This is a genomic window from Ruegeria marisflavi, from assembly GCF_025673445.1.
Lineage (GTDB): Bacteria > Pseudomonadota > Alphaproteobacteria > Rhodobacterales > Rhodobacteraceae > Ruegeria_B > Ruegeria_B marisflavi.
The window spans coordinates 75047-93416 of sequence record NZ_JAOVQN010000005.1; the positions used below are offsets into that span (position 1 = coordinate 75047).

An 18370-nucleotide genomic window follows, 5' to 3' on the forward strand; every position below is an offset into this window, starting at 1 on the left:
TTTGTTCCGGCACTCAATGTCTTAGTGTCAAACCATCATCCGCAAACAATAACCTTTCGGGTCACGCATGGGACTGATCTTTCGCTGGCTTCTGCGACTTGCCGCAGGTCTTGTTTTTCTGGTGGTCGCGGCCATTGCCCTGGTCTACTACCTCGCCAGCCAGTCGCTGCCAGAGTATAACCAGACCCTGCAGGTCGATGGCGTCACCGCGCCCGTCGAGATCGTGCGTGACAACAACAACGTTCCCCATATCTTTGCCGCGTCTGACCCAGACGTCTTCTTTGGCCTTGGTTACGTGCACGCCCAGGACAGACTGTGGCAGATGACCATGTTGCGCCGGACGGTTCAAGGGCGGCTGTCTGAGGTTTTCGGCCAAAGAACTGTGTCGATCGACCGGCTGATGCGGCGGCTCGACCTCTATCGCCTGGCACAACAATCGGTCGGGGCGCAGGATTCGTACACCGCCGCCGCGCTGAGGGCCTATGCCGCTGGTGTGAACACGCGACTTACGGAAATCAACGACAAGGCGCTTGGCCGCGGCGCGCCCGAGATGTTCATTTTCAACGCTCCCGTCGCCCCCTGGCAGCCAGCGGACAGTATCGCGATCCTCAAGCTGATGGGTCTGCAACTATCTGGACATCTCGAAGAGGAAGTATTGCGCGCGCGGACCTCTCTCATGCTGAACGATCAGGCCCGCTTGCTCGATATCCTGCCGGATGCGCCCGGCCCGGGCGTAGCGGCGCTGCCGGAATATGCATCGATGTTTCCCGGCCTGCCACGCTATGCCACGCAACGAAAAGAGGCTGATAACCCGCTGTCACCGCTGCCAAAACGCGGTCTGGCCGGAGCGTCCAATGCCTGGGCTGCGGCCCCGTCGCGTTCTGCCAGCGGCGGCACCTTGCTTGCCAATGATCCGCATCTAGGGTTCTCCACCCCCTCCAGTTGGTATCTGGCGCGGATGGAACTGGCCAAAGGAGGTGTGATCGGTGGCTCGATCCCCGGAATGCCAACGGTTCTTCTTGGCCGCAGTGAACGTCTGGGCTGGGGGCTGACCTCGTCCTACATGGACGATCAGGACCTGTTCATCGAAAAACTGAACCCCGACAACCCCGAGGAATACCTGACGCCGGACGGGTACAAGTCCTTTGAGTCGCGGCCCTCCATAATCGAGATCAAGGATGCCGCCCCGATCACCCTGACCCTGCGCTGGACCGAGAATGGGCCTGTCCTGCCCGGGACGGTGTATGACTTGGAAACCATCACGCCGCCGGGACATGTGGTGTCGATCGGATGGACCGTCCTCGATCCTCAGGACCGCTCGATGTCGGCGGCGATGGCTCTACTTGGCTCTGGATCGGTGGACGAGGCGATCAGGGCCACTGAACACTATGTTGGCCCGTCGCAGAACCTGACCCTGGCCGACCGCGAAACAGTTGCGATGAAGATGGTCGGCGCCGTGCCGCGCCGGGATGCCGCGCATCAAAGTCAGGGGCGCCTACCCTCACAAGGCTGGCGCATCGAGAACCGCTGGCAGGGCCGGATGCCCTATGCCTCCAACCCCGAGTTTCTCTCGCCGGTCGGCGGCCTGCTCGGAAATACCAACAACAAGCTGCTGGAACGGCCGTTTCCCAACCACATCTCCTTTGTCTGGGGTGACACCCAGCGCGTGACCCGCTGGCAGAGACTGATGCAATCGCGCGAAGTACACACCCGCGACAGCTTCATCGAAGCGCAGCTCGACCCGGTCAGCCCGACCGCCCGTACCCTGTTGCCGCTGATCGGCGCAGATCTGTGGTTCACCGGAGAGGCCGCCCCCGAGGGCACACCCGAACGCCAGCGCCAGATCGCGCTGGCCCTTCTGGCGGAATGGAACGGCGAGATGAACGAACATCTTCCTGAGCCGCTGATCTATGCCGCCTGGGTACGAGCATTGCAAAAACGCCTGATCACCGACGAGTTGGGACCGCTCGCCAGCGAATTCAAACACGTCGAACCCTTGTTCATCGAACGGGTGTTCAAGGATGTCGACGGCGCCTCGGCCTGGTGCGATATCCAGCAAAGCGCACCACAGGAAGACTGCACCGAAATTGCCCGGCTTGCGCTGGACGATGCCCTGGTCTGGATTGCCGAGCGCTATGGCACCGCCCTGGAATCGCTGCGCTGGGGCGACGCGCATCAGGCAACCCACGACCATCCTGTACTAGGCGAGGTGCCGGTGCTGCGCTATTTCGTGAACATCCGCCAATCCACCAGCGGCGGCGACAACACGCTGCAACGGGGCCGCACCTCGGGCGAGGATCCGGACCCGTTCCAGAACGTGCATGGCGCGGCCTATCGCGGGGTCTATGACTTTGCCGACCCGGACAGTTCCGTATTCGTGATCTCGACCGGCCAATCGGGCCATTTCCTGTCACGCTACTATGACGATCAGGCCCAGCTCTGGCGCCGGGGCGAATACATCCCGATGTCGCTGGATTCTGAGCTGGCTCGGGCGGCCGCCGTCGGCATCACGCAACTGGTCCCGAGACCCTAGATGCAGGGATACGCTCCAGCTCTGATCGCGCTTGGGGTGCTGTTTCTTGTCGGGCTGGCGGCCGACGGTCTGGGTCGGCGCACCAATCTGCCCCGGGTGACGTTGCTCTTGGCCTGTGGTCTGCTCGGCGGTAAAGCCGGGTTCAACCTGATCCCGGATGGCCTGCGCGATGTCTATCCGATTGTCTCGGTCATCGCGCTCAGCATGGTGGCGTTTCTGCTGGGCGGCGAATTGTCATTCAGAACGCTCCGATGCCAAGGCCGGGCCATCGTGACCATTTCGCTGGCGGTCGTGTTCTTCACGTTGATCGCTGTCTCCACCGGTTTGGCCGCAATCGGCGTTCCCTTGGCCGCGGCCTTGATGATCGGGGCGCTGGCAACCGCCACCGATCCGGCGGCAACGCTGGATGTGATCCACCAATCGGGAACCGAAACCGAGTTCTCCCGAACACTGAAAGGGATCGTTGCCATCGACGATGCCTGGGGCGTGATGGTGTTCGCGCTGCTGATTGTAGTTGCCCGAGCTGTCAACGGGGCCGATCCGGGGCTGCACCTGCTGACCGACGCCCTGGTCGAGATCTTTGGTTCGATGCTGCTGGGCTGCGTTATCGGCGTGCCTGCCGCCTATCTGACCGGCCGGTTGTCGGACGGCGAACCGCTGAGGATCGAAGCGCTGGGAGTCGTTTTCCTGACCGCCGGTTGCGCACTCTGGCTCGATCTGTCCTATTTGATCGCGGGCATGACCGCCGGCGCCGTCATCGTCAACCTTGCCCGCCACCACACGATGGCATTTCGCGAGATCGAAAACCTCGAATGGCCGTTCATGATCATCTTCTTCATCCTTGCGGGCGCAACGTTAGAGCCCGCGGCCTTGTGGGCCATTGGGCCTGTCGGCCTCGCCTATTGCGTTCTGCGGATCCTGGGGCGCATCGCGGGCGGGTGGCTGGGCGGTATGCTGGCCCGCACGCCGCGCCGCCAACGCAGCTGGTATGGACCGGCCCTGTTGCCGCAGGCCGGGGTGGCCATCGGCATGGCACTTATGGCGGCCGAGTATTTCCCCGAACATGGGGACATGATCACGGCGCTTGCCATCGCTGCCACCGTTACGTTTGAACTGATCGGGCCGATCCTGGCGTCTTTCGCCCTACGCAAGGCGGGTTAGAGCGCGCTGAACCGCGCCTCTTGCCGCGACGTCCACAGCACCTTGATCTCGAATCCGGCCTCGGTCTGTTCCTCGCTCTGCACCACGTCCTGATCGAACAGCCAGGCCCGGCGGCGCCCATCGGAGAAGGACAGGTGCAGCGTGGTCTCGTGCCGCACCTCTTCCAGCTGCCGGGAAATGGCCGTTAGCAGGTCGTCCAGCCCCTCACCGGTGATCGCCGACACCGCATAGAGGCCCGGGTTCCGCTCTGCCCGTATCCGTGCCGAGGCGTGGCGGTCAGCATCGAGCAGGTCGATCTTGTTCCAGACCTCCAGCCTGGGGCTTCCTTCGGCCACCCCAAGCGAGGCAAGAATGCTCTCGACATCGCGCGCCTGTTCTTCGGTCGCGGCATGGCTGATGTCGCGAACATGCAGGATCAGATCGGCGGCAAGCACCTCTTCCAGCGTTGCGCGGAACGCAGCAACCAGTTCCGTCGGCAAATCCGAAATGAAACCCACCGTGTCGCTCAGGATCACTTCGGGCCCGTCCGGCAGCTGAACCCGCCGCATGGTCGGATCGAGCGTGGCAAACAGCATGTCCTTGGCCAGCACTTCGGCCCCGGTCATCCGATTGAACAGCGTCGATTTCCCGGCGTTTGTATAGCCCACAAGGGCGACGATGGGATAAGGCACCTTGGCGCGCGCCTTGCGATGCAATTCGCGCGTCTTGACCACCTTGTCGAGCTGCCGACGCAGCCGCACAAGCTGTTCGTCGATCGCCCGCCTGTCCGCCTCGATCTGGGTTTCGCCGGGACCACCGACAAACCCCAGCCCGCCGCGTTGCCGCTCCAGGTGAGTCCACGCCCGCACAAGGCGCGTCCGCTGATAGCTGAGCGCGGCCATCTCGACCTGCAAGACGCCCTCGCGGGTCCGGGCCCTGTCCGAGAAGATTTCCAGGATCAGACCGGTCCGATCAAGGATCTTCACCTTCCATTCTTTTTCCAGATTGCGCTGCTGCACCGGGGACAGCGGTCCGTCGATCAGCACCAGCTCGATCTCATTGGCCTTGAAGAGCGCGCCCAGCTCTTCGACCTTGCCCGACCCGAACAGGTGACCGGGATGGGGTTTGGGCAAGCGTACAATGCCCGAGCCCGCGACCTCCAGCTCTGGCAAGGCCGCAGCCAGCGCTACAGCCTCGTCCAGCGCCGGAACAGGATCCCGGCGGTCAGGGTCGGATTTCAACTCGGGATGCAGAACCCACGCGCGGGTGCCCGCACGATCTTGTTCCATCAATTGGAGTCTTCACCTTCGTACAGGCTGATGGGCTGCGCAGGCATGATCGTCGAAATCGCGTGTTTGTACACCAATTGCGACTGTCCGTCGCGGCGCAGCAACACGCAGAAATTATCGAACCAGGTAATGACCCCCTGCAATTTTACACCATTGATCAGGAATATCGTGACCGGGACCTTGGTTTTTCTCACGTGATTCAGGAAGGCATCCTGAAGATTCTGTCTGTCCGAAGCCATTTCTTTACAATCTCGCCTTTGTTCTTGCTACTTGCCGCGCATCGGCACGCACCTAATGATTAAGTATGAAGTCCTGTTTACGGATTTGCCAGCCGAAAAAGGCAAACATATCGGGCCGTGCTTCGGATAGGTCAATTCCGCCACAAGGCCGGGGTGATCAGCGCGATGATCGCCAGCGTTTCCAGTCGGCCAATTATCATCGCGGCGCTCAGGATCATCTTGGCCGCAACCGTCATCTCGATCAGGCGGATCGGCTCTTCCGATGCAATCTCGATCAGGGGTCCGGTAGTGCTCAACGTGGCGACGCTCAGCACCATGGCCTGCTCAAAACTTGAGCCGGTCGCCGCCAGCGCGACGCAGACCGCAACCAGTGAAATCGCGAACAGCATGAAGAAGACCCAGGCGATAAAGGCCCCGTCGCGCTGAATCCGGCGGTTCTTGCCCGAGGCGGAACTGACCGACGAGGGATAGACCAACCGTTGCAACTCGCGCGTTCCGTTAAGGTAAAGCGCATAGACCCGCAGCAGCTTGACGCCTCCGGCGGTCGTGGCCACACCGCCGCCGATCACGGACAGGCCCAGCAGGATCATGCCCGGCGTTCCAAGCCCGGACCATTGCCGCGCCTCTTCCCAGTCCGCGGATTCGAACCCGGTGGTCGACAGGAACGACAAGACCGTAAAGACCCCGCCCCACAACGCCCGCAGCGCCAGCCCCAGGTTTTCGGCCGAGTTGATCTCGATCGCGCCGGACCAGTGCCGCAGGAACAGCAGCAGGGGAACGCTGACCACGATCAGCACACCGATGCGAAACTCCGGATCCTGGTCCAGCCGCGTATAGCCGCGTGTCGCCGTGTCCGACGAAAACGTCAGCCGCGACAGCGAGAAGAACATGAACAGGAACAGGATCGCCTCACCCGTCAACCCGGCGGTGGATCCCGACAGGCCGCCGACCGGCGATATCCCGGATGTCGCCATGATCGACATTGCATGGCAGACAGCGGTCAGTTCCGCCTCTCCCGACGCCAGCAACAGGATGGCAACGATCACCGTCAACCCGGCATAGACCGGCGCCAGCGTAATGGCGATGCGGATCAGGCGGCCGCGGCTGTCCACCTTCCCGCCCTGCCCCGATCCGGCGACAATTCGGCCCGGCTGGCCCTGAGCCGTCACCTCGAACCCGCCCAGCGACAGTGGCGCCAGGATGGCCGAGGCGGCAATCCACATCACCAGCCCGCCCAACCAGCCGACCAGGGCCCGCCACAGATGCAGCGGTTGGCTCAGCCGGGTGGGGTCGGGAAACATCTCGGCCCCGGTGGTGGTGATCGCGCTGACCATGTCGAAGTAGGTGTTCAGGAAACTGGTGGTCTTGAGGGCATCGTGAAACGGGATGGACAGAAACAACGGCAAGACCGCAAAGGTGGACAACAGCGCGAGCAACTGCCCCAACGTCCCATGGCGCGATGGCCGCCCTGCCCGCGCCAGCGCCACCATGGTCACCACGATCACGCCAAGCAGGCCGGAGTACAAGAACGAGCGCGAGGTCTCGTGGTCATTCAGCACCAGCGCATAGATCGACGGGACCCACATGCTGATCGAAAACGCGCCCCAGACCAGCAGGAAGAGCGGCAACCGCCGCAACAATCCCTGCTCCTCCTGTTGCTTGCGTTGAACCATCAGAAGAAATCGATCGAGACCTGCATCAGCCGCTCGACCTCGGGCACATCGTCGGCCATGGCGAAGAGCGCGATTGCATCCCCCTCTTCGATGCGCAGCTCTCCGGTCGGCCGAACTACCTTGCCATCCTTGCAGACCGCCCCGACCAGAACCCCTTCGGGAAAATCGATGTCGCGCAGCCGCTGGCCCGCCATCGGCGAGGTCGACAGCACTTCGGCCTCGATCACCTCGGCCTCGGCGTCTCCGATCGAATAGACCTGACGCACCCGGCCGTGCCGGATGTGTCGCAGAATCGAACTGACCGTTGTCGCGCGCGGGTTGATATAGGCGTCGATGCCCAGCGGCCCCATAAGCGCCACCAGTGTCGGATCGTTGATCAGGGCAATGGCCAGGCGGCACCCGGCGGCCTTGGCCCGCACAGCCGCCAACAGATTGGTGCGGTCGTCGTCGGTGACGGCCAGCATCGCATCCGCCCGGTCGATCCCCGCCTCGGACAGCAGGGCCGCATCCAGACCGTCGCCATGCAGCACGATGGTACGCTCCAGCGCTTCGGCGGCCCGTTCCGCATTCCGGCGGTCCCGCTCGACCACCTTGGCGTGAATGCGGCCCTTGTGCTCTTCCAGCGCGCGGGCAACTTCCAGCCCCACGTTTCCGCCGCCGACGATGACAACCCGATCTTGTTTTTTCTGCGTCTTGCCAAATACCTCAATCGTTCTGCTCACGTCATCGACATGGCAGAAGACATAACATTCGTCCCCGGCAAAGATCTGGTCGCCCGGTTCCGGGGCAAACAAGGTCCCCTCGCGCCGGATACCGACCACGATAGCCCGCAAGGTCGAGAAGAGATCGGTCAACTGCCGCAAGGGCGTGTTGATGATCGGGCTTTCCTCGTCAACCGACAGGCCCACCAGCTGCGCCATGCCGCCCATGAACACCTCGGTGTCAAAGGCCGCAGGCGCCGACAGGCGGCGCATCGCCGCCGCCGCAACTTCGCGCTCGGGGCTGATCACCACGTCGATGGGCAGATGCTCGCGCCGGTAGAGATCGGAATAGATCGCGTTCAGGTAGGATTTCGACCGCAGCCGCGCGATCTTGCGCTGGATGCCGAACACCGAATGGGCCACCTGGCAGGTGACCATATTCACCTCGTCCGAATAGGTCGCCGCGATGATCATGTCCGCGTCCCGCGCGCCCGCCCGTTCCAGAACATCGGGGTACGAGGCAAAACCGGCGATCCCCTGTACATCCAGCGTTTCGGTGGCGCGCCGCACCAGATCGGGGTTGTTGTCCACCACGGTGACGTCGTTCAATTCGCCCGACAAATGGCGCGCGATCTGCCAGCCAACCTGCCCCGCACCACAGATGATGACCTTCATGCTCTGGCCCCTTTTGCCTGAGGTTTTTTGAATGACAGAAGGCCGCGATGGGGTCAATTCAATTGTCTTGGCCGCGTGTTGGTGCCAATCTTGCGGTTATGAAACCCGGTTATGTTCTCTCTCTTATCGCGTTGATTCTGTCCGGCTGCGGCCCGTTGTCGATCTACTATCGCGAAGGCGTCAGCGTCTCGCGCATGCAATCCGAAACGACGGATTGCCAGGTCAAGGCACTGCGTGACGCGCCGGTGGCCACGCAGGTCCGGCAAAGCCCGCCAATCTATTTTCCTGGCCGCACGGTCTGCAACTCCGCCGGTCAATGCTATACCACGCCCGGCTGGTGGGAGCCCGGCAACGTCTATACCGTCGATCCCAATGCCGGCCTGCGCGGGCGCGTGGAACAGCAATGCATGGCGGACAAGGGCTATGCCCCGGTGCAACTGCCCACATGCAGCCAGAACGTCGCGGCCCAGGTTCAGCCGGTCAAATCGGCCAAGTTGCCTGCGCTTGGGCCGAAATCCTGTGTCGTAAAGTTCGAAGACGGGTCCATCCAGGTGGTTACACCCGTCTCTGGCTAGTTGGGCGGCTATTCAGCCGCCTCAACCTCGTCATCGGCAAAGGCCAGCCGCGCGCCCGACTTGCCCGAGGTCACCACGCCCAGCGACTTCAGCTTGCGGTGCAGCGCGCTGCGCTCCATACCGACAAAGCTGGCGGTGCGGCTGATATTGCCGCCGAACCGGTTGATCTGGGTCAGCAGGTATTCCCGCTCAAACGCCTCGCGTGCCTCGCGCAGCGGCAGCGTGGCCAGCGCGCCGGACAGAACGACCCGCCCTTCCTCGGCCTTTTCTTCGTTGCTCGGCAATTCCTTGGCCTCGATCGGGTCCGTGCCTTCGCCCAAGATCAGAACCCGTTCGATCAGGTTCTTCAACTGGCGCACATTGCCCGGCCAGGGCATTGTCTGCATCAGGGCAATCGCCTCCTCGCTGATTTCCCGCAACGGCAGGCCCTGGCTCTGGTGACAGGCTTCGATGAAATGCGCGGCCAGAACCGGAATATCCTCGCGGCGATCCTCCAGCGAGGGGACCGCGATCGGCACCACGTTCAGGCGGTGATACAATTCCTGGCGGAACCGTTCCGCCTGGATCTCGGCTTCCAGATCCCGGTTGGTCGATGAGATCACCCGCAGGTCCACCCGGACCTTGTCGGCACCACCGACGCGCTGGAACTGCTGATCGACCAGAACCCGCAGGATCTTTGACTGGGTGCCCAGCGGCATGTCCGCCACTTCGTCGAAGAAAATTACCCCGCCATGCGCCTGTTCCAACAGGCCCGGTTCGACGCCACGCTCCGGCGTCTCGCGGCCGAACAGGACCTCTTCCATCCGCTCGGGTTCGACACCGGCGCAGTTCACCGTCACAAATGGCGCATTGGCCCGGTTGGAATGGGCGTGGATATAGCGCGCGGCGATCTCCTTGCCGGACCCCGCTGGCCCGCGCAGCATGACACGGCCGTTCGACTTGGTCACCTTGTCGAGCTGGTTGACCATCGCCCTGAACGCGGCGGATTGGCCGATCATCTCGGCGGTCGAGACTTCGCGCCGCTTCAACTGCGCATTCTCCCGGCGCAGGCGCGAGGTCTCCATTGCCCGCCGGATCACCACCATGAGCTGGTCGATGTTAAACGGCTTTTCGATGAAGTCATAGGCGCCCTGCTTGATCGCCGCCACGGCGATCTCGATATTGCCATGGCCCGAGATGATCACCACCGGCACATCCGGGTTGTCCCGCTTCACGGCCTTGAGGATGTCGATCCCGTCCATCCGGCTGTCCTTGAGCCAGATATCCAGGATCAAGAGCCCCGGTGGTTCCGCGTTGATGGCGGCCATACACTCTTCGGAGTTACCCGCCAGCCTGGTCGCATACCCTTCGTCCTCAAGGATGTCCGACACCAGTTCACGAATGTCGCGCTCGTCGTCAACAATCAGGATATCGCTCATATCGTCCCTGCTTTCATTTTGCTCCTGGCCGCCTGTCTTAGGGTCGCGGACTTTTGCGCCGGCTCATAGGCCGGCAGCCGGATCACGGCCATCGCGCCAAAATGATCCTGCCCTTCAAACACGGGCGCGTCTTCGAGTTGAAGCGTCCCGCCATGTTCCTCGATAATCTTCTTGACGATGGGCAGGCCAAGACCGGTGCCCTCGTCGCGTGTCGTTACATAAGGCTCGAACAGCCGCGCCCGGTCCTCGGGCAGCCCGATCCCATTGTCCGCGATGGTCACCAGGATACCCGGGCCATCCCCGTCAAGTCGCACCCGGATTTCCGGTTTCAAGTTATCGGGTGCGCCTTTTTTCTGAAGTGTTTCAATGGCCTCCCCTGCATTCTTGATCAGGTTCGTCAGGGCCTGGCCCAGCATGGTCGCATCGACATTGCCCATCACCGGCTCGTCCGGAATATCGACCACAAAATGCACGTTCGGCTGGCCAGACTGTTGCAACAGCGTGGCCTCGCGCACCAGTTTGGTCAGATCCTCTTCGTGCCGGTCAGGCTCGGGCATCCGGGCGAACTTCGAAAACTCATCAACGATCCGGCGCAAGTCATTGGTTTGGCGAACAATCACGTCGGTCATCGAGACAAGACTGTCGCAATCCTCTTCGTCCAACTTGCGGGAAAACTTGCGCTTGATGCGCTCGGCGCTCAGTTGGATTGGTGTCAGCGGGTTCTTGATCTCATGCGCGATGCGCCGCGCCACATCGCCCCAGGCCGCCATCCGCTGGGCGCTGACCAGATCGGTGACATCGTCAAAGGCAATCACGTAACCTTCGAGCGCATCGTCCTCGCCCCGCCGTGTCGACATGCGCACCAGCAGGTTCTCCAACTGGCCCTTGCGGGTGACCTTGATCTCGGCCTGAACCGTTTCCTGCGCGCTTCCCACCAGCCCTTCGAACAGCGGCAGAAACTCGGGAACCGCGATCCCGATCGCCAGGCTTTGCTCGTCCCCCGACCAATCCAAGAGCCGCGCGGCCGAACGGTTCACAAAGGCCACGCAGCCCTGTGCGTCAAGTCCGACAACGCCCGAGGTAACAGAACTGAGCACCGAATCGAACAGCCGCCTGCGGCGCTCGATCTGATGGGTATTCTCCAGCAGCGCGTCGCGCTGCGCCTTCAACTGGCGCGTCATCTGGTTGAAATATCGGCCCAGCATGGCGATCTCGTCATCGCCATTGTCCTCGGGCACCTGCACGCCCAGATCGCCGCCCCCGACGCGCTGCGCGGCGGTGGTCAACTGGCCCACCGGACGCGACAGGCGTTCGGCAAACCACAGCCCCAGCCAGACCGCCGCCAGAATCAGGATAACCGCGAACCCAAGGTAGAGCAGACCAAACTCGAACAGCACCCGTCCGCGTTCGTTTTCCAGCTGCTGATACAGATGCACCGTCTCTTTGGTGTCGTCGAGCAGGTTCAGAATGCTGCCGTCTACCACCCGGCTGACGTAAAGATACCGATCGAGATAGGCCTGTAGGGGGACCAGCGCACGAAACTCGTTATTGTCCCAATCCTGAATGACGGCCATGCCGTTGGCCTGCGCTGTCTCGAAATCCTCGGCCTTGGGCGCTTCGAAATCGAACTGATAAGACCGGTCGCCCCGCGCCTTGATCTGCCCGGTTCCGTCGATGACATAGGCCTCGCGCAGGCCCCGCTGAATCTGCGCCTGCCCCTGGGCCAGAACGCCACGCAACTCGGCGTCGGTGACAAAGAAATTCAGCGAACGGGCCTGATCCAGATAGCGGCCAAGCGCCCGGGCGTCCTGTTCCAACCCTTCCCGGTGCTCCTGCTCATAAGCCTCAGCCGCCGACAGCGACGCCCCCACCACATTTCGGACCCGGTCCGAGAACCAACCCTCGAGCCCGATGTTCAGCGTCAGACCGGCAAAGACCGCCACCGTGATCGTTGGAATCAGCGCCAGCAGCGTGAACACCCCGATCAGCCTGAGGTGCAGGCGGGATCCCGCCGATTTCTCGCGCCGCGCGGCCACCAGCCGCCCCACTTGCGAGATCACCAGCGCCGCGAGCGCCAGGATGTACACAAGGTCCGCCAGCAGGATCAGGCGCAAGGTCGTCGAACTGGCGCCCAGGTCAAACGGCCCCGTCACCAGATAGGTCGCAAGCGTCAGCGCCGGCCCAAGAACGACCAGCCCCAAGGCCCCGATATTGCGGGCTTTTCGGGTCTTTCGCCATTCGGTGAGCGACAAAATCGATCCGCTCTGTGACCGGGATGCCACCTGCTGCCCTCATCCTGATGTGTCGCTTACGCGACGAACCGCCATATTTCGTGGTCCTTGCCGGGATGCGACCCGGATGCCACGCTTTGTGTGGCGATATTACATCAGTTTGCGACGGCGTGTCACCTGTATATCGAGATCGGTGATCTTCTTACGCAGCGTATTGCGATTGATACCCAGCAGATCTGCGCATTTCGCCTGATTTCCGCCCGAAGCCTCCAACGCAATCTCTATCAATGGGCCTTCGACTTCGCGTAAAATACGTTGATACAGGCCCGGCGGAGGCAGCATATTGCCATGCAGGTCGAAATAACGCTGCACGTGACGCGCCACCGAGGCCGAGAGTTTCTCGGAATCACCCCGCCCGCCGAGGGCCGGTTCAAGATCCGGCTGATTGCCTAAAACCTGCTGCGCCTCGGCCCGGGTGATTTCCTCGGCCCGGCTTATCAGAGACAGGCGCCGCACCGCATTTTCCAACTGCCGGACGTTGCCCGGCCAGGAATAGACACGGAAAAATTCGGCCGCGTCCTTGCTGAACCAGCGTTTCGGCCCACCTTCGCGTTCAGCCTTGGCCAGGAAATAATCGGTCAACAGCGGAATGTCGTCGACACGTTCCCGCAGCGAGGGCACGTGGATCGGCGCCCCGCACAACCGATAATAGAGGTCCTGCCGGACCTTACCCTGCTCCATCGCCGCGGCCATGTCCGTCTGGCTGGTCGCCATGAAACGCGGCACATAGTCGCCGGGCGCATCCATCATCCGGACGATCCGCGCCTGAATCTCCTCACCGATGTCGGCAATCTCGTCGAACAGCAGCGTCCCGCCCTTGACCCTCGCCAGAACCCGGACCGGCCCCTCCAACTCCTGTAGGTCCGAGGCCGTCACGGTGACAAAGGGTAAGGTTCTGCGGTCGGAGAAATCGTGGATAGTGCGTGCGATCAGCGACTTTCCGGTACCGCTCTCTCCCGAGATCATCACCGGCAGATCGGTGTTCATCACCTTGGCCACCAGTCGATACAGCGCCTGCATCATCGGGGTCCGCCCAACCAGCGGCAGCTCATCGGGTCTTTCGCTGACCTCTTCGACCTGCCGCCCGGGCGAAGCGCGCCTCTTGTGCTCCAGCGCCCGCGCCGTCCGCTTCATCAGGTCCGGCAGATCGAAGGGTTTCGGCAGATAGTCATAGGCCTCGGCCTCGGTCGCCTGAATGGCGGTCATGATCGTGTTTTGCGCCGAGATCACGATCACCGGCAACCCGGGCCGGTCCTGAGAGATCTTCGGCAGCATCTCCAGCCCGTTGCCATCCGGCATGATCACGTCCGAAATCACGACATCGCCTTTGCCCTCGGCAACCCACCGCATCAGCGTGGTCAGGCTGGAGGTCGCATGCACCTTGCACCCGGCGCGCGTCAGCGCCTGAGTCAGAACCGTCCGGATCGTCCTGTCGTCATCGGCAACAAGAACCGTACCATCCATCAGTTGTTCTCCTTTTCCTGGCGCCCTTTCGGAACGCGCTGCAACGACAGCCGGAACACCGTGCGGCCCGGCACCGAGTCGACGGAAATCCAGCCGTCGTGGTCGGAAATGATCTTGCTCACCAGCGCCAGGCCCAGCCCGGTGCCATTCTCGCGCCCGGACACGAACGGGTCGAAGATATCGGCGCGAATGTCGTCCGGCAGACCCGGCCCGTCATCGGCCACCTCGATTTGAAGCGGCAGCGAATGGCCGGATCCGTCACTGCGGCGCAGGCGGAACGAATGCTCGAAATAGGTCCGCAAGCGGATAGTGCCGCCACTCGGCGCCGCCTCGGACGCATTCTTGAGCAAGTTCAGGATCACCTGCAACAACTGATCGGGGTCGCCGTAGGCCAGCGGCAGCGAGGGATCGTAGTCCTCCACGATGGTCATATGCGCCCCGAACCCCAAGAGCGCCGACCGCCGCGCCCGGTCCAGCACGTCATGTATGTTCACCGGCTTGAAATCGGGCGTACTCAGGTTGCCGAACTGCTCTACCTGCTCCAGGAGCTTCACGATCCGGCGGCTTTCCTCGACGATCAGATCGGTCAGCTCCAGATCCTCGGCCGCCAGGTTCATGCTGAGAAGCTGCGCTGCCCCGGTGATCCCCGCCAGCGGGTTCTTGATCTCATGCGCCAGCATCTCGGCCATGCCGATGGCCGATTGCGCCGCCGATTTCACCGAATGGCTCTGGGTCATGCGACCGGCCAGCTCGCGCGGGCTGACCAGCATCAGCATGGTGCCGGGGCGGCCCACGACAGGCGCGATCTGCAACCCGCATTGCAGCGGCGCGCGGCTGCCCGACCCCACGTCGATGTCATTGACGAATAGAGGCGTGCCCTGCTTGCGCGCGCGCTCGAACGCCTGCTCGATCGGCGCGTCGATGGCCAGCTGGTCCCAGATCGGGTAGCCCAGCACCGATTTGCGCGAGGCGTTCAGAAACCCTTCGGCTGCCGAGTTCACATCGGCGATCCGGTCATTCTCGTCGATCAGAAAGGCCGGAACCGGCAGCGAGGTCCAGATAGCGCTGTCCTGGATCATGCCGCAGCCTCCGCTCCCGGCATCAGCGCATCCGCCAACAGGCGGATCACCGTGGCCGGATCGCGGCTGGTCAGAACCGCCTTGCGCAGGGTACCGGGCGTGCCCGCCTCATCCATGTACCAACCCAGGTGCTTGCGCGCGACGCGCAACCCCAGGTCCGTTCCGTAGAAGGACAGCATTGCCTCGTAATGCCGGATCACCATGTCGACCAGCGCCAGGCCACGCGGGATCTCGGGCGCCGGTGTGCCATAAAGCGCATGCGATATCTCGGCCAGCGCCCAAGGCCTGCCCTGGGCACCCCGCCCCACCATCACCCCATCCGCGCCCGACTGCGCCAAGGCGTCCCGAGCGGTAGCGGCATCGACTATGTCACCATTGGCGATCAGCGGCACGCTCACGGCCTCGCGCACGGGGCGGATCGCCGCCCAATCCGCCTGGCCTTTATAGAACTGGCAGCGGGTGCGCCCGTGGATTGTTACCATTTGCACCCCGGCCTCTTGCGCCCGGCGCGCCACGTCGGCGGCATTCATCAGGTGCTCGTCCCACCCCAGGCGGGTCTTTAGCGTCACCGGCACAGAAACCGCCTCGACCACCGCTTCGATCAGACGCAGCGCATGGTCGGGCGTCTTCAGCAGGGCCGAACCGGAATAGCCGTTCGTCACCTTCTTGGCCGGGCACCCCATGTTGATGTCGATGATCCGGGCACCCCGGTCGGCCACCTGGCGCGCGGCCTCGGCGATCCAGTTCACCTCGCGCCCGGCCAGTTGCACGGCGGTGTTCTCCACGTCCGCCGACAGTTCCGCACGCTCTCGCACACCCGGTTTGGCCTGAACCATCTCCTGGCTTGCCACCATTTCGCTGACAACCAGCCCGGCCCCGAACTCCATGACCAGGTCGCGAAACGGCCGGTCGGTGATTCCGGCCATCGGCGCCAGCAGGACCGGCGGGGTCAGTGTTTTCTCTCCAAGATGCAGGGTCACGTCTGCCTAATCCTTGCGCAGTTGAACCAGAGGTAATGAGGTCACGCCCTTTGCACAATGAAACCGCCGGGCTCAAGGCGGAAGAAATACGCAAATGCACAATTTTTAATCACTCAAGATCAGATGATTGCCACCGAACACGTCACCTCATAAACATCGGCCGGAATAACCCCGAGGATTTCCATGACGACTGCCGCCATCATCGTCGCCGCCGGGCGCGGAACCCGCGCCGGGGGCGACCTGCCGAAACAGTGGCGTATGCTGGCGGGCCGCCGAGTGGTCGACTGGACACTCGACCGTTTCGCAATCCCCCAGATCGGCCATATCGTACTGGTCCTGAACCCCGAGGATCACGACGGCTGGGCCGAGTTTTCGCAACGCCCGCTGATGCTCGCCCAAGGTGGCGCCGACCGCGCGAGATCGGTGCGCAACGGGCTGGCGGCGCTGGACGGCCTGGGCATTACCAAGGTGCTGATCCATGATGTCGCCCGCCCCTGTGTCTCGCCCGACCTGATCCGCGCCGTTCTGAATGCGCTCGACACCCATCCTGCGGCGGCCCCAGGCCTCGCGGTGACCGATGCGCTCTGGACCGGCGCAAACAACCTGGTCACCGGCACCCGCAGCCGCGACGGCCTCTATGCCGCGCAGACGCCACAGGGGTTTCGATATGACGCGATCCGTACCGCTCATGCCGCCCATCCGGGCGGTGCCGCCGACGATGTCGAGGTCGCCCGCGCCGCCGGGCTGGACATTGCCATCGTGCCGGGCGAACCGGATAATCTGAAAATAACCCGGCCCGAGGATTTCGCCCGCGCCGAAAGGATATTGAGGCAGGACATGGATGTAAGACTGGGCAATGGATATGACGTGCACCGGTTCGGCCCCGGCGATCACGTGATGCTCTGCGGGGTGCGGGTACCGCACGAGCGCGGCCTGCAAGGGCATTCCGATGCCGATGTCGGACTGCATGCCGTGACCGACGCGCTTTATGGCGCGCTGGCCGAGGGCGACATCGGCCGCCACTTCCCGCCGTCGGACCCGCAATGGAAAGGCGCGGCCAGCGAGATCTTTCTGCGTCACGCCGTCGATCTGGTGCGTGCGCGTGGTTTTACTGTGTCCAACATCGACTGCACGCTGGTCTGCGAATACCCAAAGATCGACCCGCATGCCCTTGCAATGCAAGCAGAAATGGCCCGCATCATGGGGCTGGATCCGACCCGGATATCGGTCAAGGCCACCACGTCCGAGCGGCTGGGCTTCACAGGTCGCGGCGAAGGCATCGCGGCGCTGGCCACCGCCTGTCTGGTGCGCACATGAACGCGGCCCAACTGATCGCCACCGTCGGCGGCGTCGGCTACCTGCGCCCCGCACCCGGCACCTGGGGTTCGCTGGCGGCGCTGCCGCTGGCCTGGCTCATCCATCAGGCGGGCGGCTTCCCCGCCCTGGCCCTGGCGACACTCGCCGCGTTTCTCGGCGGCCTTTGGGCCACCGGCGTGATGACCGCCGGACGGGACGACCATGACCCCTCCGAGATCGTGATCGACGAGGTCGCCGGTCAGTTCCTGGCGCTCTGGGCTATCTCGCTGCCCGCCTGGCTGCATGGGCTCGACATCTCGGTGCTCTGGCCCGGCTGGGTCTCGGCCTTTGTCCTCTTTCGCCTCTTCGACATCAACAAGCCGGGCTGGGTGGGCCGCGCCGACCGGCGCGGCGATCCTATGGGCGTGATGCTCGACGATATCATCGCCGGGGCTTTTGCCGCCCTCGGCACCGCCCTGCTCGCAGGGCTCTCTCACGGAGTGCTGGGCCTGTGACCGTTGCCGCTCTTCTGGACCGCGCCAAGGCGCAAAACGTCACCATCGCAACAGCGGAAAGCTGCACGGGCGGCATGGTCATGGCGGCGCTCACCGACATTCCCGGCAGTTCCGCCGTGGTCGATCGCGGCTTTGTCACCTATACCAATGCCGCCAAACGCGACATGCTGGGCGTGCGCCAGACGACGCTCGACGCCCATGGCGCCGTGTCCGAGGAAGTGGCCCGCGAAATGGCCGAAGGTGCGCTCGATTTCTCGCGCGCCACCCTGGCTGTCGCAATAACCGGCATCGCCGGGCCCGGCGGGTCCGAGTTCAAACCCGAAGGCCGGGTCTGTTTCGGACTGTCGGGCGAAGGCTTCGCCACCGAAACCGAAACCGTCGAGTTCGGCGCCCTGGGCCGCGACGCGGTGCGCCGAGCCGCCCGCGACCATGCACTGGCCCTGCTGGACCGGGGACTTTCCCTGATCGACCCCAAAACAGGCAAATAGCCGGAACAGCCGCG

General features: G+C 63.3%; 15 protein-coding genes. 6 read left to right on the top strand and 9 right to left on the bottom strand.

The window, feature by feature from the left end:
- The first annotated feature begins 67 nt into the window (after nt 1-67).
- Nucleotides 68-2533, top strand: a complete 2466-nt coding sequence (locus OEZ49_RS06995) for a penicillin acylase family protein (protein WP_263387635.1) — start codon at nt 68-70, stop codon at nt 2531-2533.
- Entirely contained in the window at nt 2534-3694 is a 1161-nt protein-coding gene (locus OEZ49_RS07000; protein WP_263387636.1) for a cation:proton antiporter, read from the top strand. It begins immediately after the preceding gene.
- On the opposite strand, the gene hflX is transcribed toward OEZ49_RS07000, so the two are convergent.
- From hflX to trkA, 4 genes are all read right to left on the bottom strand, one after another.
- Nucleotides 3691-4962, bottom strand: a complete 1272-nt coding sequence (gene hflX / locus OEZ49_RS07005; RefSeq protein ID WP_263387637.1) for a GTPase HflX — start codon at nt 4960-4962, stop codon at nt 3691-3693. The genes OEZ49_RS07000 and hflX overlap by 4 nt on opposite strands.
- Nucleotides 4962-5201, bottom strand: coding sequence for an RNA chaperone Hfq (gene hfq / locus OEZ49_RS07010; protein WP_005611588.1), 240 nt, complete (start codon nt 5199-5201; stop codon nt 4962-4964). The genes hflX and hfq overlap by 1 nt, the downstream gene beginning before the upstream one ends.
- Nucleotides 5202-5332: 131 nt before the next feature.
- On the bottom strand, nt 5333-6874 hold the full coding sequence (locus tag OEZ49_RS07015; protein WP_263387638.1) for a TrkH family potassium uptake protein: 1542 nt from the start codon (nt 6872-6874) through the stop codon (nt 5333-5335).
- On the bottom strand, nt 6874-8250 hold the full coding sequence (gene trkA / locus OEZ49_RS07020; RefSeq protein WP_164126710.1) for a Trk system potassium transporter TrkA: 1377 nt from the start codon (nt 8248-8250) through the stop codon (nt 6874-6876). Before trkA ends, OEZ49_RS07015 begins: the two co-directional genes overlap by 1 nt.
- 98 nt (nt 8251-8348) lie before the next feature.
- Here trkA and OEZ49_RS07025 point away from each other — a divergent pair, with 98 nt between their 5' ends.
- Nucleotides 8349-8825: a hypothetical protein gene (locus OEZ49_RS07025; RefSeq protein WP_263387639.1), complete on the top strand. Its 477-nt coding sequence runs from the start codon at nt 8349-8351 to the stop codon at nt 8823-8825.
- Nucleotides 8826-8833: 8 nt separating this feature from the next.
- Here the strand turns inward: OEZ49_RS07025 and ntrX are convergent, their stop codons facing one another.
- The 5 genes from ntrX to dusB form a co-directional block, all read right to left on the bottom strand.
- Nucleotides 8834-10243, bottom strand: a complete 1410-nt coding sequence (gene ntrX / locus OEZ49_RS07030; RefSeq protein WP_164126714.1) for a nitrogen assimilation response regulator NtrX — start codon at nt 10241-10243, stop codon at nt 8834-8836.
- Entirely contained in the window at nt 10240-12525 is a 2286-nt protein-coding gene (locus OEZ49_RS07035) for a sensor histidine kinase NtrY-like (protein ID WP_263387640.1), read from the bottom strand. The genes ntrX and OEZ49_RS07035 overlap by 4 nt, the downstream gene beginning before the upstream one ends.
- Before the next feature lie 99 nt (nt 12526-12624).
- Nucleotides 12625-13998 (bottom strand): response regulator, encoded by a 1374-nt coding sequence (locus OEZ49_RS07040; protein ID WP_263387641.1) that lies wholly within the window; start codon nt 13996-13998, stop codon nt 12625-12627.
- Nucleotides 13998-15077: a two-component system sensor histidine kinase NtrB gene (locus OEZ49_RS07045; RefSeq protein ID WP_263387642.1), complete on the bottom strand. Its 1080-nt coding sequence runs from the start codon at nt 15075-15077 to the stop codon at nt 13998-14000. The genes OEZ49_RS07040 and OEZ49_RS07045 overlap by 1 nt, the downstream gene beginning before the upstream one ends.
- Nucleotides 15074-16057 carry a tRNA dihydrouridine synthase DusB gene (dusB, locus tag OEZ49_RS07050; RefSeq protein ID WP_263387643.1) on the bottom strand — a complete coding sequence of 328 codons (984 nt, stop codon included), beginning with the start codon at nt 16055-16057 and terminating at the stop codon, nt 15074-15076. The genes OEZ49_RS07045 and dusB overlap by 4 nt, the downstream gene beginning before the upstream one ends.
- Before the next feature lie 183 nt (nt 16058-16240).
- Between dusB and OEZ49_RS07055 the strand changes: the two genes are divergently transcribed.
- The 3 genes from OEZ49_RS07055 to OEZ49_RS07065 are packed head-to-tail and all read left to right on the top strand — an operon-like array spanning nt 16241 to nt 18356.
- Nucleotides 16241-17374, top strand: coding sequence for a bifunctional 2-C-methyl-D-erythritol 4-phosphate cytidylyltransferase/2-C-methyl-D-erythritol 2,4-cyclodiphosphate synthase (locus tag OEZ49_RS07055; protein WP_263387644.1), 1134 nt, complete (start codon nt 16241-16243; stop codon nt 17372-17374).
- The gene (locus OEZ49_RS07060; protein WP_263387645.1) at nt 17371-17868 is read left to right on the top strand and encodes a phosphatidylglycerophosphatase A family protein; all 498 of its coding nucleotides are present in this window, start codon (nt 17371-17373) and stop codon (nt 17866-17868) included. The genes OEZ49_RS07055 and OEZ49_RS07060 overlap by 4 nt, the downstream gene beginning before the upstream one ends.
- Nucleotides 17865-18356, top strand: coding sequence for a CinA family protein (locus OEZ49_RS07065; RefSeq protein ID WP_263387646.1), 492 nt, complete (start codon nt 17865-17867; stop codon nt 18354-18356). The genes OEZ49_RS07060 and OEZ49_RS07065 overlap by 4 nt, the downstream gene beginning before the upstream one ends.
- Nucleotides 18357-18370: the final 14 nt, after the last annotated feature.